This window comes from Ruegeria sp. HKCCSA071, from assembly GCF_017872555.1.
Taxonomy (GTDB): Bacteria; Pseudomonadota; Alphaproteobacteria; order Rhodobacterales; family Rhodobacteraceae; genus Ruegeria.
Genome location: NZ_JAEDOX010000004.1, coordinates 147014 through 169412, shown reverse-complemented (window position 1 = coordinate 169412; position 22399 = coordinate 147014). Strand labels below are relative to the sequence as shown.

The 22399-nt window shown below is 57.3% G+C and carries 24 protein-coding genes; 17 read left to right on the top strand and 7 right to left on the bottom strand.

The features are described from left to right. The first annotated feature begins 6 nt into the window (after positions 1-6). From I9188_RS11780 to pheT, 8 genes are all read left to right on the top strand, one after another. The gene (locus I9188_RS11780; protein ID WP_209506655.1) at positions 7-732 is read left to right on the top strand and encodes a 16S rRNA (uracil(1498)-N(3))-methyltransferase; all 726 of its coding nucleotides are present in this window, start codon (positions 7-9) and stop codon (positions 730-732) included. A gap of 68 nt (positions 733-800) precedes the next feature. Next, positions 801-1574 carry a GNAT family N-acetyltransferase gene (locus I9188_RS11775; protein ID WP_209599619.1) on the top strand — a complete coding sequence of 258 codons (774 nt, stop codon included), beginning with the start codon at positions 801-803 and terminating at the stop codon, positions 1572-1574. Next, positions 1571-2098: a hypothetical protein gene (locus tag I9188_RS11770; RefSeq protein WP_209506653.1), complete on the top strand. Its 528-nt coding sequence runs from the start codon at positions 1571-1573 to the stop codon at positions 2096-2098. Before I9188_RS11775 ends, I9188_RS11770 begins: the two co-directional genes overlap by 4 nt. A 66-nt stretch (positions 2099-2164) precedes the next feature. Continuing rightward, positions 2165-3535, top strand: a complete 1371-nt coding sequence (locus I9188_RS11765) for a glutamate--cysteine ligase (protein ID WP_209506652.1) — start codon at positions 2165-2167, stop codon at positions 3533-3535. A gap of 71 nt (positions 3536-3606) precedes the next feature. Further along, entirely contained in the window at positions 3607-4680 is a 1074-nt protein-coding gene (gene pheS, locus I9188_RS11760; RefSeq protein ID WP_209506651.1) for a phenylalanine--tRNA ligase subunit alpha, read from the top strand. A gap of 8 nt (positions 4681-4688) precedes the next feature. Beyond that, entirely contained in the window at positions 4689-5000 is a 312-nt protein-coding gene (locus I9188_RS11755; RefSeq protein WP_209506650.1) for a hypothetical protein, read from the top strand. 198 nt (positions 5001-5198) lie between these two features. Then, the gene (locus I9188_RS11750) at positions 5199-5972 is read left to right on the top strand and encodes a polyhydroxybutyrate depolymerase (RefSeq protein ID WP_245223716.1); all 774 of its coding nucleotides are present in this window, start codon (positions 5199-5201) and stop codon (positions 5970-5972) included. A 78-nt stretch (positions 5973-6050) separates the two neighbouring features. After that, positions 6051-8447, top strand: coding sequence for a phenylalanine--tRNA ligase subunit beta (gene pheT, locus I9188_RS11745; RefSeq protein ID WP_209506648.1), 2397 nt, complete (start codon positions 6051-6053; stop codon positions 8445-8447). 42 nt (positions 8448-8489) lie between these two features. Here the strand turns inward: pheT and I9188_RS11740 are convergent, their stop codons facing one another. Then, complete coding sequence (locus I9188_RS11740; protein ID WP_209506647.1) at positions 8490-9374, bottom strand: LysR family transcriptional regulator; 885 nt, start codon at positions 9372-9374, stop codon at positions 8490-8492. Positions 9375-9460: 86 nt separating this feature from the next. On the opposite strand from I9188_RS11740, the gene I9188_RS11735 reads away from it, so the two are divergent. Together I9188_RS11735 and I9188_RS11730 are read left to right on the top strand one after the other, a co-directional pair. Beyond that, the gene (locus I9188_RS11735) at positions 9461-10093 is read left to right on the top strand and encodes a class I SAM-dependent methyltransferase (protein ID WP_209506646.1); all 633 of its coding nucleotides are present in this window, start codon (positions 9461-9463) and stop codon (positions 10091-10093) included. A gap of 74 nt (positions 10094-10167) precedes the next feature. After that, entirely contained in the window at positions 10168-10617 is a 450-nt protein-coding gene (locus tag I9188_RS11730; RefSeq protein ID WP_209506645.1) for a YtoQ family protein, read from the top strand. Between the two features lie 47 nt (positions 10618-10664). Here the strand turns inward: I9188_RS11730 and I9188_RS11725 are convergent, their stop codons facing one another. Beyond that, positions 10665-11363, bottom strand: a complete 699-nt coding sequence (locus I9188_RS11725) for a glutathione S-transferase N-terminal domain-containing protein (RefSeq protein WP_209506644.1) — start codon at positions 11361-11363, stop codon at positions 10665-10667. A gap of 142 nt (positions 11364-11505) precedes the next feature. Here I9188_RS11725 and mscL point away from each other — a divergent pair, with 142 nt between their 5' ends. Continuing rightward, a complete protein-coding gene (gene mscL, locus I9188_RS11720) occupies positions 11506-11934 on the top strand; it encodes a large conductance mechanosensitive channel protein MscL (protein WP_209506643.1) in 429 nt (142 codons plus the stop codon). A 91-nt stretch (positions 11935-12025) separates the two neighbouring features. Further along, positions 12026-12853 carry a mechanosensitive ion channel domain-containing protein gene (locus I9188_RS11715; protein WP_245220586.1) on the top strand — a complete coding sequence of 276 codons (828 nt, stop codon included), beginning with the start codon at positions 12026-12028 and terminating at the stop codon, positions 12851-12853. A 161-nt stretch (positions 12854-13014) separates the two neighbouring features. On the opposite strand, the gene ald is transcribed toward I9188_RS11715, so the two are convergent. Continuing rightward, positions 13015-14133, bottom strand: coding sequence for an alanine dehydrogenase (gene ald / locus I9188_RS11710; protein ID WP_209506642.1), 1119 nt, complete (start codon positions 14131-14133; stop codon positions 13015-13017). A gap of 135 nt (positions 14134-14268) precedes the next feature. Here ald and I9188_RS11705 point away from each other — a divergent pair, with 135 nt between their 5' ends. Continuing rightward, positions 14269-14727: an Lrp/AsnC family transcriptional regulator gene (locus tag I9188_RS11705; protein ID WP_209506641.1), complete on the top strand. Its 459-nt coding sequence runs from the start codon at positions 14269-14271 to the stop codon at positions 14725-14727. Between the two features lie 3 nt (positions 14728-14730). Here I9188_RS11705 and I9188_RS20450 read toward each other — a convergent pair whose 3' ends face one another. Then, on the bottom strand, positions 14731-15570 hold the full coding sequence (locus I9188_RS20450) for a CPBP family intramembrane glutamic endopeptidase (protein WP_209506640.1): 840 nt from the start codon (positions 15568-15570) through the stop codon (positions 14731-14733). 273 nt (positions 15571-15843) lie between these two features. Here I9188_RS20450 and ppk2 point away from each other — a divergent pair, with 273 nt between their 5' ends. Next, complete coding sequence (gene ppk2 / locus I9188_RS11695; protein ID WP_209506639.1) at positions 15844-16761, top strand: polyphosphate kinase 2; 918 nt, start codon at positions 15844-15846, stop codon at positions 16759-16761. 48 nt (positions 16762-16809) lie between these two features. Here ppk2 and I9188_RS11690 read toward each other — a convergent pair whose 3' ends face one another. Further along, on the bottom strand, positions 16810-17940 hold the full coding sequence (locus tag I9188_RS11690; RefSeq protein WP_209506638.1) for a CAP domain-containing protein: 1131 nt from the start codon (positions 17938-17940) through the stop codon (positions 16810-16812). A gap of 297 nt (positions 17941-18237) precedes the next feature. After that, a complete protein-coding gene (rpsU, locus tag I9188_RS11685) occupies positions 18238-18444 on the bottom strand; it encodes a 30S ribosomal protein S21 (RefSeq protein WP_005614280.1) in 207 nt (68 codons plus the stop codon). 111 nt (positions 18445-18555) lie between these two features. Between rpsU and I9188_RS11680 the strand changes: the two genes are divergently transcribed. Both I9188_RS11680 and I9188_RS11675 read left to right on the top strand, forming a co-directional pair. Further along, entirely contained in the window at positions 18556-19248 is a 693-nt protein-coding gene (locus tag I9188_RS11680; RefSeq protein WP_209506637.1) for a COQ9 family protein, read from the top strand. A gap of 61 nt (positions 19249-19309) precedes the next feature. After that, positions 19310-20296: an NAD(P)H-quinone oxidoreductase gene (locus tag I9188_RS11675; protein ID WP_209506636.1), complete on the top strand. Its 987-nt coding sequence runs from the start codon at positions 19310-19312 to the stop codon at positions 20294-20296. 30 nt (positions 20297-20326) lie between these two features. On the opposite strand, the gene I9188_RS11670 is transcribed toward I9188_RS11675, so the two are convergent. Next, positions 20327-21184, bottom strand: coding sequence for a DUF2189 domain-containing protein (locus I9188_RS11670; protein WP_209506635.1), 858 nt, complete (start codon positions 21182-21184; stop codon positions 20327-20329). 193 nt (positions 21185-21377) lie between these two features. On the opposite strand from I9188_RS11670, the gene I9188_RS11665 reads away from it, so the two are divergent. After that, positions 21378-22361 carry a quinone oxidoreductase gene (locus tag I9188_RS11665; protein WP_209506634.1) on the top strand — a complete coding sequence of 328 codons (984 nt, stop codon included), beginning with the start codon at positions 21378-21380 and terminating at the stop codon, positions 22359-22361. Positions 22362-22399 lie beyond the last annotated feature (38 nt).

Sequence of the window (22399 nt, the reverse complement as noted above, 5' to 3'; positions counted from 1 at the left end):
GGTCTCATGAGTGCGAAAATCAGACTGTATGTAGAGCAGCCCTTGGGTCAGGGGCAATCGGTTCCTTTGACGCGCGATCAGGCGCACTATCTGTTTGGTGTCATGCGACTGCCGGTTGGCGGAGCAGTGGCGCTGTTTAACGGTAAGGATGGAGAGTGGCTGGCCGAGGTCGCCGAGTCGGGAAAGCGTGGCGGCGCTCTGACCTGTATCAGGCAAACCAAACCTTTGCAGCTGCCCCCCGATCTGTGGTTCCTGTTTGCGCCAATCAAAAAGGCGCGCACCGATTTCATTGTTGAAAAAGCAGCTGAAATGGGCGCGGCACGCATCCTGCCAGTTCAGACCGAATTCACCAACGCAGACCGTATCCGGCAAGACCGGCTTCAGGCTCATGCAATCGAAGCCGCTGAACAATGCGGAGGAACCTACGTGCCCGAGGTGGCAGACCTTCAGCGGCTGGACCGCGTGCTGAAGACCTGGCCTGAAGGTCGGCAGTTGATGTTCTGCAACGAGGCCGAGGTCGGCTCGGCCCTGCGGCTGGCAGCGAACGAAAAAGGGCGCCCCTGGGCGATTCTCATCGGCCCGGAAGGCGGGTTTTCCAACGCTGAGCGTGCACGGCTGTCGGCTTTACCCTATGCGCATGTGGTCAGTCTGGGCCCGCGTATTCTGCGGGCGGATACAGCGGCGGTGGCCGCATTGACCATGTGGCAGCAGGCATTGGGGGATTGGTCGTGATTCGCGAGGCGGCTCAATCGGATGCCCCGGCGCTTGAGAGGTTTCTGGCCCGCTACCCTGACAGTTCGATGTTTTTGCGTAGCAATTTGGCGGCTCATGGGGTGGGGTTGAATGCGAATGAATATTCCAGCCGCTACTTCATCTGGGGTGAGGACCGGGTTCAAGGTGTCTTCGGGCTCAGCAAGAAGGGCTATCTGATGGTTCAATTGCCCGACGCCGAAACCGAAGCTGCCGAGTGTTTCGCGCGGATGATCGAAGACGAAACCGTTTTGGGTATGACGGGGGATGCACATCAGGTCGAGGTGACGTTGGGCGCTCTGGGATTGGGGCAGGCGAAGTACCGGTTGAATCACGATGAACCGCTTTATCGACGTGACCTGCACGGTCTGACCGAGGCACCTGTTCCTTATCGCGATTTGCGCGCCGATGATCGAGCAAGACTGCACACTTGGTTCACGGATTACATCGAGGATACCGGACAGGCCGCGGGCGAAGAGGCGCGTGAGCTGGCGGCAGAGCGCGTCGAGGCGGAATTGACCGCAGGAAGGGCGATTGTCCTGATGGAAGGCGACGCGCCGGTTGCCATGGCGTCAGTGAATGCCAAGGTTCACGACCAAATTCAGGTCGGTGGTGTTTTTGTTCCACGAAAAAACAGAAATCGCGGCCTGGGTCGACGGGTCACGACCGCATTGATGCAGAAAGCAAAATCCGAGGGCGCGGCGGCAGCGATCCTGTTTGCGAACAACGCACCTGCCGCCCGTGCCTATGAGGCGATTGGGTTCCAACAGGTGGGTTGGTACAAGGTCGCTTTGCTTCAGGAACCGCAAAGGGTGCTCTCATGAGTTTCATCCGACCTGAAGCAAAACTGGCGCTTTGGCGTTGGCGCGAGGTTCTGGTCGCGGCTTTTGTCCTGATCCTTGGTCTGAGCTGGATCAGCGGGCCGGGCGGACTGTTGGCCTGGATAGGCTGGTTTCTGATTGTCGTGTCAGCGGCTTTGGCCGTGATCGGCATACAGCGCGCGCGCTTCAGAACAGGTGTGGGCGGGCAAGGTGTCGTGACGATTGATGAAGGTCAGATCACTTATCTTGGCCCCTTGGATGGCGGCATCGTCGCGTCCCGCGAAATTGAGCGTTTGGCCCTTGACCCGACCTCCGACCCCGCACATTGGGTTCTGGATCAGCCGGGCCAGCCAACGCTTCACATTCCTGTGAATGCAGAAGGAGCCGAGGCGTTGTTCGACGTGTTCTCAAACCTGCCTGGCCTCAAAACCGAGCAAATGCTGTCGGAACTCAACGGCAAATCGCGGCATCCGGTCGTTATCTGGGAACGCACACCGTCGCGTCCGGCGCATTTGCCGTTGCATTGACACTGACGCCATTTGCGACCACGACTTGACCTTCAAAACAGACACAGCAGGATCGGAGCACGGTTCATGTCCATCCCTCAGTCCGGCGGCGGTCCGATCGAACGCCATGAACAACTGGCCGAATATCTGGAATCGGGTTGCAAACCCAAGCAAGATTGGCGCATCGGCACCGAGCACGAGAAATTCGGCTATTGCAAGGACACGCTGAAACCTCTGCCTTTTGAAGGAAAGCGATCCATTGTCGCCGTGTTGGAGGGGTTGCGGGATCGCCACGGCTGGGAAGAGGTCCGTGAATCCGGTCATCTGATCGGTCTGGAAAAGGACGGCGCAAATGTCAGCCTTGAACCGGGTGGCGCGCTGGAGCTGTCGGGCGCCCCTCTGGAGACGATCCATGAAACCTGCGATGAGGTGAATACTCACCTGCGCGAGGTGAAGGATATCGCCGATGAGATCGGTGTGGGATTCATCGGTCTGGGCGCGGCGCCGATCTGGACGCATGACCAGATGCCGCTGATGCCCAAGGGGCGGTATCGGCTGATGAACGATTATATGGAAAAAGTTGGCACCATGGGCCGCGCCATGATGCGGCGGACGTGTACCGTTCAGGTCAATATCGACTTCGGGTCCGAGGCGGACATGGTACAGAAACTGCGCGTGGCGCTGGCGTTGCAGCCGGTGGCGACGGCGCTGTTTGCCAATTCTCCGTTCTTCGAAGGCAAAGTGAACGGCCAGAAAAGCTGGCGCAGCCATATCTGGCGACATCTGGACGATGCGCGCACTGGCATGTTGCCCTTCGTGTTCGAGGATGGCTTTGGATTCGAACGTTATGTCCAATACGCGCTCGATGTGCCGATGTATTTCGTCTACCGCGACGGGCAGTACATCAACGCGCTGGGCATGTCGTTTCGCGATTTCCTCAAAGGTGAGTTGCCTGCATTGCCGGGGGAAACGCCGACCCTGTCGGATTGGGCCGATCACCTGACGACGGCCTTCCCCGAGGCGCGGATCAAGAAGTTCATGGAGATGCGTGGCGCGGATGGTGGCCCTTGGCGACGGCTTTGCGCCTTGCCGGCCTTCTGGGTTGGGCTGACTTATGACCAAACCGCGCTGGATGCAGCGTGGGATCTGGTCAAAGGTTGGGATGCCGAAACGCGCGAGGGGCTGCGTGTTGCGGCGGCCAAAGACGGGCTTCAGGCGCAGGTTGGCAATGTCAACATGCATGATCTGGCGCGTGAAGTTGTGGCGATCTCTGAGGCGGGCTTGAAAGCCCGCGCGCGCCCCGGTGCCGGTGGGCTGGTCCCGGATGAGACGCATTTCCTGAACGCGCTGAAGGAAAGCATCGACACCGGCAAGGTTCCGGCAGATGAGTTGCTGGAACACTACAATGGCGACTGGAATGGCGACCTGACCCGGATTTATCCCGAATACAGCTATTGATGCGCACCGTCCCGCTTGCAATCGCGGGGCGGGGCCGATAGCAGGTTCTCGACCAAATTCAGAGGGCCGTCATGGACGATCTTAAGGCAAAATATCTGGGCCAAATCGCCGAAGCAGGCGACGAAAACGCGCTTGAGGCGATCCGCGTCGCGGCTGTTGGCAAAAAAGGCGAGGTCGCGCTGAAGATGCGTGAGCTGGGCAAGATGACGCCCGAAGAACGTCAGGTCGCAGGCCCGGCGCTGAATGCCCTGAAGGACGAGATCAACTCGGCGCTGTCCGCCAAGAAAGCCGCGCTGGCCGATGCTGTACTGGATGAGCGCCTGCGCACCGAATGGCTGGACGTCACCCTGCCGACCCGCCCGCGCCGTCAGGGATCAATTCACCCGATCAGCCAGGCGACCGAGGAACTGACCGCGATCTTTGCTGAACTGGGCTTCTCGGTGGCCGAAGGGCCGCGTGTTGAAGACGACTGGTACAATTTCGACGCGCTGAACATCCCCGGTCACCACCCCGCACGGGCCGAGATGGACACGTTCTATATGCACCGCGCCGAGGGTGATAACCGCCCGCCGCACGTGCTGCGCACTCATACCTCGCCGGTGCAGATCCGGTCGATGGAAAAACAGGGCGCGCCGATCCGCGTCATCTGTCCGGGCGGGGTGTACCGTGCCGATTATGACCAGACCCACACGCCGATGTTCCATCAGGTCGAGGGGCTGGCCATCGACAAGGATATCTCAATGGCGAACCTGAAATGGGTTCTGGAAGAGTTCGTGAAAGCGTTCTTCGAGGTCGACGATGTCGAACTGCGCTTCCGCGCCTCGCACTTCCCCTTCACCGAGCCGTCGGCCGAGGTTGATATCCGCTGTTCGTGGGATAACGGTCAGCTGAAGATCGGCGAGGGCGACGACTGGATGGAGATTCTGGGTTCCGGCATGGTCCACCCCAAGGTGATCGCCGCTGGAGGGATCGACCCCGAGGTCTATCAGGGTTTTGCATTCGGGATTGGCATCGACCGTCTGGCGATGCTGAAATACGGCATTCCGGATTTGCGGGCGTTCTTTGATAGCGACCTGCGCTGGCTGCGCCACTATGGGTTTGCAGCGCTGGATATGCCGAACCTGCATGGTGGTTTGTCGCGGTAGAGAGCACATTGGACGACTGGCTGACCGCATATAAGGATTGGTGGAAGCAAAGGGCTTCTGGGCATCCACTGCTTTGGTGTTTGTGTTTGTTCCTCGCGATGTTTGTGACGCCAACGTTTGTGCTGTGGGTTTGGAAAAGCCAGCCGGTTGCAGTTCTGATTGCTTTTGTTGCATCGGCACTTCTGTTCTTGCCCGGAATTCTAATTGCTGGTTTCGAGCTTTTGCGGCCTGCAGTGTTTCAGATGCGCGATAGAATTCAGAGAGAAAAAACTCAGGACCTCATTAACAAACGCAATTGCGGGTTTTGGAAGTGGTGGTGAGCAGTTGGTTTGGCTGCTAAGCGCGGCTTGGTGTTTTGACCTGATGTAGGGCGGGCTTCAGCCCGCCATGTGCGATGGGTGGGTGCCGGGCTGAAGCCCGGCCTACGTTCGGACCACACCGATATGTTAAGTGACAGGGCGGAATGCCCCGTTAGGGTCGGGTGCATGATCTGTCGATTGTTCTGCCTTCTTCTGCTTATGACCGCGCCTGCCTTTGCCATGGGTCCCTGGAAAACCGAATGCCACGGCGATATTGCCTGTGATCTCGGTGACCGCTCGTATCACGTTCTAGAACCTGATGGCTGGGATGGTGAAACACCTCTGCCCGTGCTGCTGCATTTTCATGGTTGGGCGCGGCAGGGGACCATGGTGGTGAACCACGAACGGATTGCCGGGGCCACGAAACGTCGGGGTGTGCTGCTGGTGGCCCCGAACGGTTTGGGCAAAAGCTGGGATTTCTGGTCCGCACGCTCGGATGATGTGCCTTTTGCCGACTGGGTGCTTGAGGATGTCGCCAGGCGCTATCCGATTGACCCTGACCGCATCTATGTCTCGGGCTATTCCTTCGGCGGTGCGATGGCGTGGCGCTATGTGTGCCAGTCGGGCAATGACGTCGCTGCTTTGCTGGCCGTTGCGGGCAGCATTCGCCAGACAGAAAACTGCCCCGAAGCCCCGCGTGAGGCGCGCCATGTACACGGGCTCAGCGATACGATGATGGATTTTCCTTATGGCGCGAATGGCGACACGACCCATCCGGTCTCGCTTTGGCGTGAAAAGTACAATTGCAACGGAGCGACTCCGCGGGGTGATTGGAGTGTGGAACCGTTCCTGACGCTTAGCCGAGTGGAATGGACCGATTGCACGCAGGGGCAGGTGACGCTGGACACGCATCCCGGCGGGCATTTCATCCCGCATGGCTGGATTGGGCGGCAGTTGGATGAGCTTTTGGGCCGCACCCCCAGCTATCCGTGACGCGCAGCGCTTGCACCCCGGCGCATTCTTTGCCATTGCCTGTGCCGACTGGATGTTTGCCAAAAAAGGCCCCGTGCAATGAAATTCACTCTGTCCTGGCTGAAAGACCACCTCGACACTGATGCTTCGGTTGATGAAATCGCCGAGGCGCTGACCGATCTCGGGCTTGAGGTCGAAGAGATCGTGAACCCGGCCGAACGGCTGGCAGGTTTTACACTGGGCTATGTGAAACACGCCGAGAAACACCCTGACGCGGACAAGCTGCGCGTTTGCAAGGTCGATACGGACGAGGGCGAGCTACAGATCATCTGCGGTGCGCCAAATGCGCGTGAAGGGATCACCGTCGTGGTCTGCAAACCGGGCATGTACATCCCTGGCCTGGACCTGACCATCAGTGTCGGCAAGATCCGTGGCGTCGAAAGCTTTGGTATGATGGCGTCCGAGCGTGAGCTGGAGCTGTCGGATGAACATGACGGCATCATCGAACTGCCTTCGGGCGAAGTGGGTGATACATTCGTGGACTGGCTTGCAGAAAACGACCCGTCCAAAGTCGATCCGATGATCGAAATCGCGATCACTCCGAACCGCCCGGATGCGTTGGGGGTTGAAGGGATTGCGCGCGATCTGGCCGCGCGTGGAATTGGCACGTTGAAGCAGCGTGATTATACGCCTGTTCCGGGTGATTTCGAGTGCCCGATCAAGGTGACGATCGACGAGGACACGCTGGATGGCGCGCCGCATTTCACCGGCCGTCTGATCCGTGGCGTGAAGAATGGCCCCAGCCCGCAATGGCTGCAGGATCAGTTGAAGGCCATAGGTCTGCGTCCGATCTCGGCGCTGGTGGATATCACCAATTACATGACCTACGATCACAACCGCCCGTTGCACGTGTTCGATGCCGACAAGGTGCAGGGCAACCTGCGGGTGCACCGTGCCAAAGGCGGCGAGACGCTGGTCGCACTGGATGAAAAAGAATACACGCTGCAACCCGGCATGATGGTGATTTCGGATGACAACGGCCCGGAATCGATTTCAGGCATCATGGGCGGTGAGGAAACGGGATGCACCGAGGAAACGGTAAACGTTTTCCTCGAAAGTGCGTTCTGGGATCATGTGCAAATTGCGCTCACAGGCCGTGCGCTCAAGATCAATTCCGACGCGCGCTATCGGTTCGAGCGGGGTGTCGACCCGGAATACACCCGCGAGGGGCTGGAACACGCGACCCAGATGATTCTGGACATCTGCGGCGGAGAAGCCTCCAACGTGGTTGAGGCTGGCAAAGCGCCGAACCATGCGCGTGCTTACAAGCTGAATGCGGAAAGGGTGCAGTCTCTGGTCGGGATGGATATTCCCGAAAGCGAACAGCGACAGACCCTGACCCGTCTGGGCTTTCGTCTGGAAGGCGAGATGGCCCATGTCCCCAGCTGGCGCCCGGACATCCTGGGCGAGGCCGATCTGGTGGAAGAAGTCGCGCGGATTGCTTCCTTGACAAAGCTGCAAGGCAGGCCGCTGCCGCGCGTGACCGAGGGGATACCGAAACCGGTAATGACCCCGACGCAACGCCGTCAGTCCATGGCGCGCCGTACCTGCGCGGCGTTGGGTTATAACGAATGCGTCAGTTATACGTTCATTGATCAGGCTTCGGCGGCTTTGTTCGGTGGTGGTGAAACTACGACCATGCTGGAAAACCCGATCTCATCCGAGATGAGCCATATGCGCCCCGATCTGTTGCCCGGCCTGTTGCAGGCTGCGGCCCGCAATCAGGCGCGTGGTTTCGCGGATGTCGCCCTGTTCGAGGTCGGTCCGGTCTTTCACAATGGCGAGCCGGGTGATCAGAAAACCCAGATCACCGGTCTGCTGGTAGGACGCTCTGGCCCCAAGGATGTGCACGGTGCTGCGCGCCCAGTGGACGTGTTCGACGCCAAGGCAGATGTAGAGGCCGTTCTGGCCGCCATTGGCGCACCCGAAAAGGTTCAGATTTTGCGCGACGGCGATCCATGGTGGCATCCGGGCCGTCATGGCAAAGTCTGTCTGGGTCCGAAAAAAACACTGGGTGTCTTCGGAGAGCTGCACCCGCGCATTTTGCAGGCCATGGACATAAAAGGTCCGGCAATGGCGTTCACCATCTGGCCGGACGAAGTGCCTTTGCCCCGCAAATCTGGTGCCACACGTGCTGCGCTGGAACTGCGCGATTTGCAGGCGGTCGAGCGTGATTTTGCCTTTGTCGTCGATGCCGATGTCGAAGCGCTGACGCTGGTAAACGCAGCCGCAGGCGCTGACAAGGCACTGATTGAGGGCGTGCGTGTCTTTGACGAATTCATCGGCGGCAGCCTTGGCGAAGGCAAAAAGTCCCTTGCCATTACAGTGCGCCTGCAACCGACCGAGGCGACTCTGAAGGAAAAAGACATCGAAGCTGTGGCCGAGAAGATCATTGCCAAGGTTGCCAAGGCGACGGGCGGGGTACTTCGCGGTTAGAGTTCACAGGCTCAAATAGAAAGCGCGCCTTCGGGCGCGTTTTTATTTGGACAGGAACTTGGTCAGTAAGTCATAGACCAGCCGGATGCGGCGGCTGGTGTGCAACTCGCGATGCGTGGTCAACCAGATCGGAAATGTGATGGCCTCCATCCCGGGGCACACACGCTCCATACCTGGTGTCGCATCCCCGACGGTCTGCGACATGGGCGCGATGCCAAAGCCTTGTTTGGCGTATTCCCAAGCCACTATTCCGTTCTGAGACCCAAGCCGGAAATTCTCGTTGGTCAGGTGAATGCCAAGCGGTTTCAGATAGGTGATCATCTGATTATTGTCGCCAAAGCTGATGAACTCATGCCGTGAAAGGGCCTGCTTTGATTTCGGGCGTCCCGCACGGTTGAGATACTCTGTGGTTGCATAGAAATGCCCCGACGCCTCCTGTACCAGCTTCGCGATTAGGTCGGGTTGATCAGGACGGACATGGCGGATCGCGATATCTGCCTCGCGCCGCATAAGATCCTGAATATCGTTTGAGGCAATCACGTCAATCCGCAGGCGCGGGGCTTGCGTCCGGATTTCGCGCAGCAGGTCGGGCAAGACATAGGCCGACATCACGTCACTGGCAGTGATGCGAACCCGGCCTTCAATGGATTGTGCCTGTCCGGATGCCGTCAGCGCGATGCGGTTGGCGGCGTCCCCCATTTTGCGAGTATGATCCAGCAGCTCCAATCCAGCCTGAGTGATCTCAAGAGTTCTGCCAACCCGTTCAAACAGCATCACACCCAAGTCCTGTTCAAGCAATGCTATCTGGCGACTAAGCGTAGGCTGGGTTTGCCGTAGCTGCCGTGCCGCTGCGGAAAATGACCCGGTTTCAGCCGTCGCCAGAAAGGCCCGGATGTGGTTCCAATCAAAATTGCCAAAATCGTTCATACAAAAATGTATAGTAAACCTGCAAATTTCAGCAATTTATATTCGGTCTGCGCATGAATAAATTCTCGCTGAAAGGAGACTCCTCTATGACCACCACTGCGAAATTTTGGGATGGAGTGGCCGAGAAATATGCCCGCTCGCCCATCAAAGACATGGCTTCGTACGAGCATACGCTGGAGCGGACAGCGTCTTACCTGAAGAAAACCGATGATGTTCTGGAACTTGGTTGCGGCACGGGTATGACTGCTCTGAAGCTGTCCGGATATGTAGGATCTATCACTGCAACCGACGTGTCCCCCGGTATGTTGGCCGTCGGACGTCGAAACGCCGCTTCGCAAAGCATCGAAAACGTCACCTTTGCCGAGGCTGATGCAAATCGACCGCCTGAGGGTTCATTTGATGCGGCGTTGGCATTCAACCTTTTGCATCTGGTCGAAGATCTGGATCTGACATTGAGCCGAGTACACTCGGTCCTTAGACCCGGAGGACTGTTTATTTCGAAAACCTTTTGCCGGCCGTCCAGCGGGGCGAGCCTGAAGTATTACGCTGTTCGTCTCGCGCTTCCGATCATGCAGTTCTTTGGTAAGGCTCCGTTTGTGCGATTCCTGCCTGAGGCGGATCTTGATGCGGCCCTTGAACGCGCCGGGTTCAGCATCATCGAGAGCGACAGTTTCCCCTTCCGTGACGCCCGCCGATTCCTAGTGGCTCGTAAAAAGTAAGGTTTTTCCGGAATCCGCGTTGGGCTTTGGGTGTGGGACCCTTAAATTGGTCGGGAACAACAGCGGAGTTTGCCATGGGCCTGAACGTATATCTTTCCGGAGAAATCCACACCGACTGGCGTGAACAGATCATCGATGGGGCGCAAGGGTTGGACGTGACCTTCAACGGTCCTGTGACCGATCACGCGGCCAGTGATGATTGTGGTGTAGCCATTCTGGGGGCCGAGCCGAACAAGTATTGGCACGACCACAAGGGTGCGATGGTCAATGCGATCCGGACCCGCAAGGGGATTGCGGATGCGGATGTTGTCGTCGTCAGGTTTGGTGACAAGTACAAACAGTGGAACGCCGCCTTTGACGCGGGTTATGCTGCAGCACTGGGCAAGTCTATCATCGTTCTGCACGGCCCGGATCATCAGCACGCGCTGAAAGAAGTTGATGCCGCCGCACTGGCCGTTGCGGAAGAACCTGCTCAGGTGGTCGAAATTCTGCGTTACGTGCTGACAGGTGCTCTGCCCGGCTGATCGATGAAAGGGGCGCCGGTTTGGCGCCCCATTTCTTTTAACTGTTATCAGTCTCGTGCCGGTATGGCTTTGCCGCGCTGAACCGCTGGGCGTTGGAAGAAACGATCAACATAAGCGACGACATTGGAATAGCCGTCCCAATCAACCACATCCTTTGCGCCATAGAAATCCAGCGCATTCAGCCACGGAGCAAGCGCGATATCCGCGATGGAATACTCGCCTGCGATCCAGTCCTGTCCTTCCAGTTGCGTGTTCACTACGTTCAGCAGGCGCTTGGCTTCGTTGATGTAACGCTCGCGCGGGCGCGGATCTTCTATCGCGCTGCCAGCGAACTTGTAGAAAAACCCGAGCTGGCCAAACATTGGCCCGATGCCGCCCATCTGAAACATCAGCCATTGGGTGATCCGGTGTTTGTCTGCTGCGCTTTGACCCAGGAACTTACCTGTTTTTTCGGCCAGATACAGAAGGATGGCACCGCTTTCGAACAGGGCCAGCGGCACACCATCCGGGCCGTCGGGGTCGATTATTGCCGGGATCTTGTTGTTCGGGTTCAGCGACAGGAACTCGGAGCTTTTGACATCAGCATCTGCCAGTGTCACCAGATGCGCCTCATAGGGCAGGCCGGTTTCCTCAAGCATGATCGAGGCTTTAACGCCGTTTGGCGTTGGATAGGAGTAGAGTTGAAGGATGCTGGGGTCCTTCGCCGGCCATCTGTCGGTTACGAAAAAAGGCGCAAGTTGAGACATGAAACCCCCTGAGTAATGCCGTTTGGGGAAAAATAGGGTGGCTTTCCCCTAAAAAACATACCCTTCTTCATGCGTTTAACGCACAATTCCTATGCGCTCATGCGTGAACAGAGGCGTGGTCTAAAAAAACTAGAGGGATGCTATGCTGGAAGAATTCAAGACTTTCATTGCCAAGGGCAATGTCATGGACATGGCGGTCGGTATCATTATCGGTGCCGCATTTACTGCAATTGTTACCTCATTGGTGGGCGATCTGATCAATCCGATTATTGGATTGTTCACAGGGGGTATCGACTTTACGAACAACTACGCCGTTCTGGCAGGTGACGTGGCAGAAGGTGCCAGCCTTGAAGCGGCACGTGAAGCAGGCGCATCCGTCTTTGCCTATGGTGCTTTCATAATGGCTATTATCAACTTCCTGATCATCGCCTGGGTCGTCTTCATGCTGGTAAAAATGGTGAACAAGGTCAAAGACGCTGCCGAAGCAGAGGAAGAAGCGGCTGAAGAGGCGCCCGCAGGTCCCAGCGAACTGGACATCCTGATGGAAATCCGGGACGCTTTGAAGAAGTAGACCAGTAGTTCTGTTATGACATCGGGCTCCGCACCAATCGCGGAGCTTGTTTTATTAGAATTGACGAACAGAAAACACGAGGAAATTCGAAATGGAACAAACCGCCGACTTGGCTGAGCAGGCGATTGGTATGGCCAATCAATACTTGCCCATTGCCTTGAATGCAGCGAAGGCACTGATCGTTCTTGTTTTGGGTTGGATCGCCGCCCGAACGATCGCGGGTGTTGTACGCCGCCGGATCAACAAAACACCGCAGATCGACCCGACTCTTGGGAATTTTGCCGCCAGCGTGATCAAGTGGGCGATTTTGGCAATTGTTCTGGTCGCCGTTCTGGGGATCTTCGGGATAGAAGCCACCAGTATCGTCGCCATTCTGGGTGCTGCCTCTCTGGCTGTCGGGTTGGCACTGCAGGGTACGCTGAGTGATCTTGCGGCCGGTGTAATGTTGGTGGTTTTCCGGCCCTACAAGCTGGGACAGTATGTGGATATCGGTGGCACGGCAGGAACCGTTATGGACCTGAGCCTGTTCACGACCGAGCTTGTAACCCCCGACAACGTGCAGATCATTGTTCCAAACGGTCAGGCGTGGGGGTCGATCATCACCAATTTTTCAGCCCATGACACACGACGTGTCGATCTGGTGTTTGGAATTGATTATGCGGACAGCGCAGATACCGCCATGCAGATCATTCTGGATGTGGCCAAGGCCGACCAGCGCATTCACAGCGACCCTGAACCCTGGGTTCGGGTCACGAATCTGGGTGACAGCTCGGTCGATCTGACTGCGCGGCTATGGTGTGCCGTAGCCGATTACTGGGACGTCAAGTTCGAGCTTACGAAGGCGGTTAAAGAGGCGTTTGACGCCAAAGGTGTTTCGATTCCGTATCCGCATTCGGTCGAAATTCAAAAACAGGGGTGACAGCTGGCGCTCATTGTTTGGGCGAGCATTCATCCCTTCCGCGTATTGAAAAGGGCACCGCGCAGAAACGCGGTGCCCTTTTTTGTGAAAGCCGTCGGTTCGATACCGACCGCGCCATCTTGAAAATTGCCATCAACAGGCAACTTCAGGAGTGGAGGTACTTACGATTTGACCACCACATTTGGCGAAACAACGTCGATGCCAAGGGCCTTGCCAACGGCATAGTATGTCAGTTTGCCAGCATGAACGTTCAGGCCTTCCATCAGGTGCGGATCGTCCTGACATGCCTGTTTCCATCCTTTGTCGGCCAACGACAACATGAACGGCATTGTGGCATTGCCCAGTGCGATGGTCGAAGTGCGCGCGACAGCGCCCGGCATGTTGGCAACGCAGTAATGCATGATGCCATCGACATCGTAGATCGGATCGGCATGGGTGGTGGCTTTTGAGGTCTCAAAGCAACCGCCTTGGTCGATGGCGACATCCACCAGTACTGCGCCGGGTTTCATCGTCGACAGCTGAGCACGCGACACCAGTTTCGGTGCGGCTGCGCCGGGGATCAGAACAGCACCGATGACCATATCGGCGTCCTGGATCAGTTCTGCGGTCGCACCTGCTGTCGAATACTGGTTCTTGAAAGTTCCGCCAAAGACATCGTCCAAGTAGCGCAGACGCGGCAGCGACCGATCCAGAACGGTGACATCAGCCCCCATTCCGGCGGCAATCTTGGCCGCGTGTGTCCCGACGACACCGCCGCCAATCACAACCACTTTGGCCGGGCCGACGCCGGGAACGCCACCCATCAGAACCCCACGGCCGCCATTGGCCTTCTGCAGGGTCCAGGATCCGACCTGAGGGGCCAGACGACCCGCGACCTCGGACATAGGTGCCAGCAGCGGCAGACCGCCGTTGGCATCCGTTACGGTCTCATACGCGATTGCGGTACAGCCCGACTCCAGCAGGTCATGCGTCTGATCCGGGTCCGGAGCCAGGTGCAGATAGGTGAACAGCAACTGTCCTTCACGCAGCATCTTGCGTTCAACCGCCTGCGGTTCCTTGACCTTGACGATCATGTCAGCGGTGGCAAACACCTCTTCCGCGGTGTCAATAATTTGCGCACCAGCGGCGACATAGGCGTCGTTGTCGAAACCTGCGCCGATGCCTGCACCGGATTCGATCAGGACTTGGTGTCCGCGTGCGACCGCTTCCTGAGCGGCATTGGGCGTCATCCCGACGCGAAATTCCTGAGGTTTGATTTCCTTGGGGCAACCGATTTTCATTGGGCTCTCCGTTCACAAGCTGCTTAAATTATGTGCATTTTGCCGCGCAATTTCTGTGAAAGAAAACGTGCCAACGGACTTTTCTTTGGAAGAATTTCCCGTACTATTCGAAAAACTCGCAAAGGAATTGCAGGAATGAGCCTGGACACGACTGATCGAAAGATTCTGGCCGCACTTCAAAAGAATGGCCGGATGTCGAATTCGGAACTGTCTGAACAGGTCAACCTGTCTCCGTCTGCGTGCCACCGCCGCGTTCAACGGTTGGAGGTTGACGGCTATATCCGCAACTACGTGGCTCTTCTGGACGCGCGGAAAATGAACGTGCCTACCACCGTCTTTGTCGAGATCACGTTACAAGGTCAGGCCGAAGAGGTTCTGGATGTTTTCGAAAAGGCGGTGGCCCGAATACCGGATGTGCTGGAGTGTCACCTGATGGCCGGCACCGCAGACTACATTCTGAAGGTCGTGGCTGAAAACACAGAAGATTTCGCGCGCATCCACCGGCAATACCTGTCGCGCTTGCCGGGGGTGGCGCAGATGCAAAGTTCATTTGCTTTGCGTACCGTGTTCAAGACCACGGCCTTGCCGGTCTGACAGTCATACCGGGCCGGGATAGGTGAACAGCAGCAGGTGGGTCAGATTGAACCCGAAATGCATCGCAACAGGCACCCAGAGCCGACCAGTTGCATAATATCCCAACCCGCACCCCAGCCCGAGAAGGGATGCAAAGCCCACAAGCGCGGGTCCTCCGCTGATATGCGCCAATCCAAACAGCAGGCTGGCGGCGACCAGACCGCCTGTTACCCCAAGGCGCGAGGTTATGGCAGATTGCAAGTAGCCGCGAAAGAACGCCTCTTCCGTAAGACAAGTCAGAAACAAGTTGGACAGGCAAAAAACCAGCCACCAATTAGGGGCTGAGAGGTCCATGCGCACCGCGCCCAGCGATAGACCCAGCAGAAACAGGCCGGGCAAAATCATCAAACCCGCTGACAAAGGCCTTATTCTGGTCTGGATTGCGCTGTTCAGCATTCCGGGCCAAGCAAGAAGAACGGCAAAGAAGACCATGGGTTTGTCCAAGTTCAGATGCAGTGTGAAACTTGCGCTGGAGACACTTGCCTGCACTTGATCCAGCAGTTTCAAATTGTTGAACCCTGGCAACAGATGCGCCCCCAATGCCAGGCACCACAGGATCAACAGAGTATGCCCCGCGATGGCGAGCAGACCATTCTGGCGTGGCAGGAAGAAGGCCACGATCAGACCAAGCGCCACCGCCACGATTGCTGTCGGTGACATCAGCCCGTTAACCGAGGCGACGCTGACGAACAGAACCAGTAGGGCAATCGCAAGTCCGGTTCGTCGCACCATGGCCGCGACTTGCGCTGTGATCAGGATCAGCCAGGGCCAGGTGACCGGCAATGTCGAAAAGAAGAAAGTCACGGCGCTCTCGTCTAAATTGTGGACCCAGTCATGCCGCACAAAAACAAGGCAATGCAAGCAACCTGAAAGCACGCGACTGACGCCTTGTGACAATTCTTGTGCTTGTATCCTTTGGGCCAGACGTACACATTCGGGTAAAAGACCATATACCCGTCCAGACCCTGATTTCCGATAGAGACTGCTGCAACGGATCGGCTTCAATTTATCTGATGACATCAGGCGGTTACACAGACCCGATATGGTTCGAACCCGAAGACTGAGAAGGAGCTGATCTTGGCTTACGAAAACGATGGGGGCACCAAGAACTGGCTTGAGGCCGAATTGGAAGACACGCTGGACGAAGATTTCGAGATCGAGTTCAGCGAGCCTATGCTGTCGATGGAAGTCCGCAAAATCTATCGGGACCAGCACCCTGAAATGCTGGATCGCAAAGTCTATTTCCGAAACCTGCTGCGGTTGCAGGCCGAGTTGATCAAGGTGCAGGATTGGGTTCAGCACACTGGTGCCAAGGTTTGTATCCTGTTTGAAGGCCGTGACAGTGCAGGCAAGGGAGGCGTGATCAAACGGATCACGCAGCGTCTGAACCCCCGTGTCGCCCGTGTGGTTGCTCTGCCAGCGCCCAGTCGCCGCGAGCAAAGCCAATGGTACTTTCAACGCTACGTGCCGCATCTGCCTGCCGCGGGTGAAATCGTCTTGTTCGACCGCTCGTGGTACAACCGGGCGGGGGTTGAACGGGTGATGGGCTTTGCGTCCGAGGATCAGGTCGAACAGTTCTTTCAGGACGTTCCCGAATTTGAACGGATGCTGGTGCGGTCAGGGATCATTCTGCTGAAATACTGGTTTTCGATCACGGATGAAGAGCAGCAATTGCGGTTCCTCATGCGTATTCACGACCCGATGAAACAGTGGAAACTGTCACCGATGGATCTTGAATCCCGTATTCGCTGGGAGGCGTACACGAAGGCCAAGGAAGACATGTTGTTCCGCACCAACATACCCGAAGCGCCGTGGTATATCGTTGAGGGCAATGACAAGAAACGCGAACGTCTGAATTGTATTGAGCATCTGTTGACCAGAATCCCCTACGAAGACGTGCCACAGGAAAAGGTCAATTTGCCGGACCGGCGGTACAATCCTGAATACGAGCGGCGGGTATTGCCAGACGAGCTTTACGTTCCAAAGATTTACTGAGCAACGCATGCGAGGCCGGCAGGGCCGACCTCGCACAATTTCAAGTGATCAGGCTGCATCCATCATGCAGTCATGGGTGAAGATATTGATTATGAAGACATCGCAGCCATCGTCTTCGGCTGTTTGGGTGTCGACAGGCTCAATCTCGGTCTCCGGAGTGGTATCTATGGCTGGCATGATATCGACGTCGTCATTATTGCCTGCCACATCAGTGCCGTCATTCATGTCGTCGCGCCAATCAAACTCGTCAAACTGCGCTTGCAGGTTTTCAAGGAAGCTGGCGATTTCATCCAGGAAGGCCTGAACATCGAAGCAGAAGGCTTCCGGCTCACTATCATCGACGACTTCGGTATCGGGCGTTTCAGGTTGCGGGTCCTCGGTTTCGGTGACGTCAGTATCCGGCGCTTCAGGTTCCGGTTCTTCCGTCTCGGTGACGTCAGTGTCCGGTGTCTCGGGTGTTGGTTCCTCAGTGCCGGGGGTTTCAGGTTCCGGGTCTTCAGTCTCAGTGACGTCGGTATCGGGCGTTTCTGGGTCCGGCTCTTCCGTCTCTGTGACATCGGTGTCAGGTGTCTCGGGCGTCGGTTCCCCGGTTTCTGGGGTCTCAGTTCCGGGCTCTTCGGTCTCGGTGACGTCAGTATCTGGGGTTTCGGTTTCCGGTTCCTCGGGCTCGGCAACCTCGTCCGGTGTTGTCGGGGGAACGGGCGGGGCGTTTGTATTGCCGTTGTCCAGCATGACAGCCGCGTCGGTTGCGGCGAAGTTTTGCGTGACCATCACCGCATCGAAGCCCTGCATGTTACCGGTTTCGATCCCGATCCCGACATACTTGAAATCCGGGTTCAGGATATTGGCGCGGTGACCCGGACTGTTCATCAGGTTTTGATGCAACTGGACGACATCGTCGCTGATACCCGGCGCGCCGCGTTCGGATTGCCATGCGATGTTTTCCCCGGTGCGCCAGCTTCCTTCAAGATCGAACCCCGCGTTTTGCATCCGCTGGGTTGCGCTGGAACCGCCTGAACCGGTGTGGCTGAAGGTGTCTGTATTCAGCATCCAGGTGCTGTGATCTTCGGACGAGTCGTTCAGCTGCGTTTCAAGTTGCAGCGGGTTGAGACCGCGGGATGTGCGCTCTTGGTTTATCAGCGCCAGCATCTCGCGTTCGTATGTACTTGCAGTCGACATATTTGCCTCCGTTTGTGTTTGTGTCCTTGCGGACAGGCTCACTTAGAGGCGGGGAAGTCGGGGGTGATAGAGGGCAGCGCAATTCAGGCGAGTTTTGGCGGCCCGATGCTACCGGAACGAGATTCGCTGCGCTGCAAAGCGCCGGGCAAAACACTGCCTGTACGGAAATGGCAGCTTGCCGCACAACCTGAACCACGAGTCGGCGGATTGTATCCGAGCCCTGAAACGACAAACCCCCGGGCGATGCCTCGGGGGTCGTCAAATAGTGTCATCCAAAGCTGGACGAAATCAAAGATCTTAAAGCAGACCTTCGCGCTGGGCTTTCTTGCGCGCCAGTTTACGGGCACGGCGAATCGCTTCAGCTTTCTCGCGCGCTTTCTTCTCGGACGGTTTCTCGAAATGTTGCTTAAGCTTCATTTCACGGAACACGCCTTCGCGCTGCAGCTTTTTCTTCAGGGCACGAAGCGCCTGATCGACGTTATTGTCGCGAACACTAACCTGCATGTGGTTGTCACCACCTTTCTAGATAGAGTTGCAAGGAAATTGCAGGAGTTGGCCGTATAGCAAAGCCGCCCTAACTTGTCTAGTACTGGGCCTGACAACCGGAGAACCGTCATGACCACCACATATGAAGATGCAAAACGGCAGCTTTTGGACGCGATGCTGAACCATGTTCCTTTCGACGGCTGGTCGGAAACAAGCTTTCGCGCCTCGGTTTCCGATTGTGGGCTGGATGACAGTTTGGCACGTGCAATCTGCCCGCGCGGGGCGGTTGATCTGGCACTGGCCTTTCATGCGCGCGGCGATCAGGTGATGCTGGACCGCCTCAGGTCCGAGGACATGAGCGGGCTAAAATTTCGCGACAAGATTGCCGCCGCGGTCCGGTTCCGGTTGCAGGCCGTTGAAGACAAAGAGCTGGTGCGCCGGGGCATGACGCTGTTTTCCCTGCCAGCATATGCGGCCGATGGGGCCAAGGCCTTATGGCAGACCTGTGACCTGATCTGGGACGCGCTGGGCGATACATCGGACGATGTGAACTGGTACACCAAACGGGCAACTTTGTCGGGGGTCTATTCCTCGACCTTGCTGTTCTGGCTGGGCGATGACAGCCCGGACCATCAGCGCACCTGGGAGTTTCTGGATCGCCGGATCGCAAATGTCATGGAGTTCGAAAAGCTCAAGGCTCAGGTGCGTGACAACCCGGTGTTGAAACCCTTTCTTGCAGTTCCGAACTGGCTGGCGGGTCAGGTGAGGGCGCCGTCCAAGATGCAGGGTGATCTGCCTGGAGTGTTGAACCCCCGAAAGTAACACGTCTTGATGCTGGGCCTTGCCTCTGATGCCTGTTAGGCATTGGGCAAAGGAGGTGCCTATGACCCAGATGATGCGTGCTGTTGAGATCACTCAACCGGGTGGTCCCGATGTATTGCAGCTGACCGAACGCCCTTTCCCTAAGCCGGGGGCCGGACAGGTTGTATTGAAAGTGGCCTATGCCGGGGTGAACCGCCCTGACGCTTTGCAACGCGCGGGCGCGTACGATCCGCCGCCGGGTGCCAGCGACCTGCCGGGGCTTGAGGCTTCGGGCGAAGTGGTCTCGGTCGGTGCGGGGGTCGAAGGACTGTCTGTCGGCGATCAGGTCTGCGCACTGCTGCCGGGCGGAGGATATGCGGAATACGTTTCGACCCCAGCGGCCCATTGTTTGCCAGTGCCTGCAGGTATGGGAATGAAAGAGGCAGCGTGTCTGCCCGAGACATTCTTTACAGTCTGGTCCAACGTGTTCATGCGTGGCGGGTTGAAGGCAGGTGAACGCTTTTTGGTTCACGGTGGGTCCAGTGGGATTGGTACGACGGCCATCCAACTGGCCAATGCCTTTGGCGCCCGCGTTTTTGCCACCGCAGGGTCGGATGAAAAATGTCAAGCTTGCGTCAAGCTGGGTGCGGAAAAGGCGATCAACTATCGCGACGAGGATTTCGTAGCAGCCATGCGCGCCGAAGGTGGGGCAAACCTGATCCTTGATATGGTCGGCGGTGATTACATCCCCCGCAACGTCAAGGCCCTGGCCGAAGATGGGCGGCTGGTGCAAATCGCGTTTCTGCAAGGGCCTGTGGTCGAGCTGAACTTTGCTCTGATGATGGTCAAGCGCCTGACCCTGACCGGCAGCACCTTGCGCCCACAAAGTGATCTGGCCAAGGCGCAAATCGCGCAGGACCTGCGCGAAGCTGTCTGGCCTCTGTTGGATGCTGGAAAAGTTGCGCCCGTGATGGACAGCGAGTTTGATCTGACCGAGGCCGCCGCAGCCCACGCGCGCATGGAAAGCTCGGGCCATATTGGCAAGATTGTTCTGAAGATCGCGGGTTGAGTTTAGAATGCGCGGGCGTGTCCCGCGCGTTCACGCAACGGCGCGGCGATACAGATGCCACGTGGCATGACCCAGAACGGGCATCACCACGATAAGACCCAGCAGCAGTGGCAAAGCCCCCAGAAACAATAGCACTGCCACGATGAATCCCCAGGTGAGAATGACTGCGGGGTTGTGACGCAGCACCCTGAACGATGTCACAACGGCAACCGGCAGGCCCACTTTGCGGTCCAGCAGCAAGGGAAAACTGACGACGCTAATCGCCAAAGCGCAAAGGGCAAAAACAAACCCAACTGCGGTTCCGACAATGACCATCGTCCAGCCTGCAGAGGTCGTAAACACCTGCGTGGCAAATGCGCTGAGCGACGCAGGAACCTCGGGGCCCATCGTGTAGGTGTGAATGCTTTGCGCAACCATCAGCCAAAGCAGCAGCAGCATCACAAGGTAAAACCCCAAAACGAGAATTGCTCCAAATGACGGCGAGCGGAATACACCAAATGCGTCCAGCCAGTGAACCTCGCTGCCCTGTTCACGCTTACGGCTGATTTCATAGAGGCCCACGGCCGCAACAGGCCCGATCAGCGCAAAGCCTGCGACCAGAGGGGCCAGAAGCGGAACCAGATTGGCATTCAGGGCAAAGCCGAAAATCAAAAGCCCGGCGATCGGATAAACCAGGACAATGAATACGACATCCGCACGAGTTTCGAGAAAATCCTGATACCCCGCCCTCAGGCAGGCCCGTAAGTCTTGCAGGGTCAAGGTCTGCACCATTGGCACTTGCGTTGGATCTGCACTGCCAAGTTGCGAGACGCTTTCGGTGACGTGGTCACTTGTGGCGCCCAGAGCCTGGGCTGCCCAGCTGATCGGATTTCCGATTGTCTTAGCCATTTCTTCACCCTTCCCTGGCGAGACTTGCGCCGCGGAACGGATCCGGCATTCAGTTGCCCGTGGCCGGTCCAACCGGCAACGCCATACCTCAGTATAACATAAATTTGCGAAATCTGGATCAATACTCCGGCATCGGACGGATTGCCCTGTGTCACAGTCATGTTAGCTTGATGGCAGGCAAGAGGAGATCAGGATGCAGCAAACAGCGAAAACGGTTGTGATTCATGAATTTGGTGGGCCTGAGGTTCTGCGGATCGAAGACAGGCCAGTGGGCGACCCCGGTCCGGGTGAGATACGTATTCGGCATCAGGCCTGCGGGTTGAACTTCATCGACGTATATCAACGCACCGGCCTGTATCCCCTTGATCTTCCACATGCTTTAGGCATGGAAGCGGCGGGAACCGTTGAAGCGGTTGGGGAAGGGGTGACCCACCTTCAACCGGGGCAGCGGGCCGCTTACGCCGCAGCACCGCCCGGTGCATATTGCGAGGCGCGCGTGATGCCCGCTGCGCAGGTTTGCCCGCTGCCGGATGGCATCACATTCGAAGCCGGCGCAGCGATGATGCTGAAAGGTCTGACGGTTGAGTACCTTTTTCACCGGACCACACCATTGAAACGGGGCGATACGGTCCTGTTCCACGCGGCAGCTGGCGGGGTCGGGTTGATTGCATGTCAATGGGCTAAATCCGAAGGCATCACCTTGATCGGAACGGCGGGGAGTGACGAAAAATGCAGCCTTGCCCGGTTTAACGGGGCCGCGCATTGCATCAATTACAGGTCCGAGAATTTCGCCGAACGCGTGGCTGAGATTACAAAGGGTCAAGGCGTAGACGTGGTGATGGACTCGGTCGGGGCGGACACATTCGAAGGATCACTGGATTGCCTGAAACCGCTGGGCATGATGATTTCCTTCGGCAACGCCTCGGGCCCGGTTCCACCGTTCAACCTTGGAGTTCTGGGCCAGAAAGGTTCGCTCAAGATCACCCGGCCCACGTTGTTTACACATATCGCGGACCATGCGGTGTGTCAGGCAATGTCGCGTCGCCTGTTTGGCAAAGTCGAGGGGGGTGAGGTCAAAATCCATGTCGATCAGCGCTTTGCCTTGGATCAGGTTGCTGATGCGCATCGCGCGCTTGAGGCGCGGCAAACGACCGGCAGCACAATTCTGGACCTGTAACGCGGTACTGAAACGCCATTGCCCTTTGAATTGGGATG

Coding starts and splice junctions, on each gene's coding strand:
- I9188_RS11780 (WP_209506655.1), top strand. CDS start 7: ATGAGTGCGAAAATCAGACTGTATGTAGAGCAGCCCTTGGGTCAGGGG.
- I9188_RS11775 (WP_209599619.1), top strand. CDS start 801: ATGTTTTTGCGTAGCAATTTGGCGGCTCATGGGGTGGGGTTGAATGCG.
- I9188_RS11770 (WP_209506653.1), top strand. CDS start 1,571: ATGAGTTTCATCCGACCTGAAGCAAAACTGGCGCTTTGGCGTTGGCGC.
- I9188_RS11765 (WP_209506652.1), top strand. CDS start 2,165: ATGTCCATCCCTCAGTCCGGCGGCGGTCCGATCGAACGCCATGAACAA.
- pheS (WP_209506651.1), top strand. CDS start 3,607: ATGGACGATCTTAAGGCAAAATATCTGGGCCAAATCGCCGAAGCAGGC.
- I9188_RS11750 (WP_245223716.1), top strand. CDS start 5,199: ATGACCGCGCCTGCCTTTGCCATGGGTCCCTGGAAAACCGAATGCCAC.
- pheT (WP_209506648.1), top strand. CDS start 6,051: ATGAAATTCACTCTGTCCTGGCTGAAAGACCACCTCGACACTGATGCT.
- I9188_RS11740 (WP_209506647.1), bottom strand. CDS start 9,374: ATGAACGATTTTGGCAATTTTGATTGGAACCACATCCGGGCCTTTCTG.
- I9188_RS11735 (WP_209506646.1), top strand. CDS start 9,461: ATGACCACCACTGCGAAATTTTGGGATGGAGTGGCCGAGAAATATGCC.
- I9188_RS11730 (WP_209506645.1), top strand. CDS start 10,168: ATGGGCCTGAACGTATATCTTTCCGGAGAAATCCACACCGACTGGCGT.
- I9188_RS11725 (WP_209506644.1), bottom strand. CDS start 11,363: ATGTCTCAACTTGCGCCTTTTTTCGTAACCGACAGATGGCCGGCGAAG.
- mscL (WP_209506643.1), top strand. CDS start 11,506: ATGCTGGAAGAATTCAAGACTTTCATTGCCAAGGGCAATGTCATGGAC.
- I9188_RS11715 (WP_245220586.1), top strand. CDS start 12,026: ATGGAACAAACCGCCGACTTGGCTGAGCAGGCGATTGGTATGGCCAAT.
- ald (WP_209506642.1), bottom strand. CDS start 14,133: ATGAAAATCGGTTGCCCCAAGGAAATCAAACCTCAGGAATTTCGCGTC.
- I9188_RS11705 (WP_209506641.1), top strand. CDS start 14,269: ATGAGCCTGGACACGACTGATCGAAAGATTCTGGCCGCACTTCAAAAG.
- I9188_RS11690 (WP_209506638.1), bottom strand. CDS start 17,940: ATGTCGACTGCAAGTACATACGAACGCGAGATGCTGGCGCTGATAAAC.
- rpsU (WP_005614280.1), bottom strand. CDS start 18,444: ATGCAGGTTAGTGTTCGCGACAATAACGTCGATCAGGCGCTTCGTGCC.
- I9188_RS11680 (WP_209506637.1), top strand. CDS start 18,556: ATGACCACCACATATGAAGATGCAAAACGGCAGCTTTTGGACGCGATG.
- I9188_RS11675 (WP_209506636.1), top strand. CDS start 19,310: ATGACCCAGATGATGCGTGCTGTTGAGATCACTCAACCGGGTGGTCCC.
- I9188_RS11670 (WP_209506635.1), bottom strand. CDS start 21,184: ATGGCTAAGACAATCGGAAATCCGATCAGCTGGGCAGCCCAGGCTCTG.
- I9188_RS11665 (WP_209506634.1), top strand. CDS start 21,378: ATGCAGCAAACAGCGAAAACGGTTGTGATTCATGAATTTGGTGGGCCT.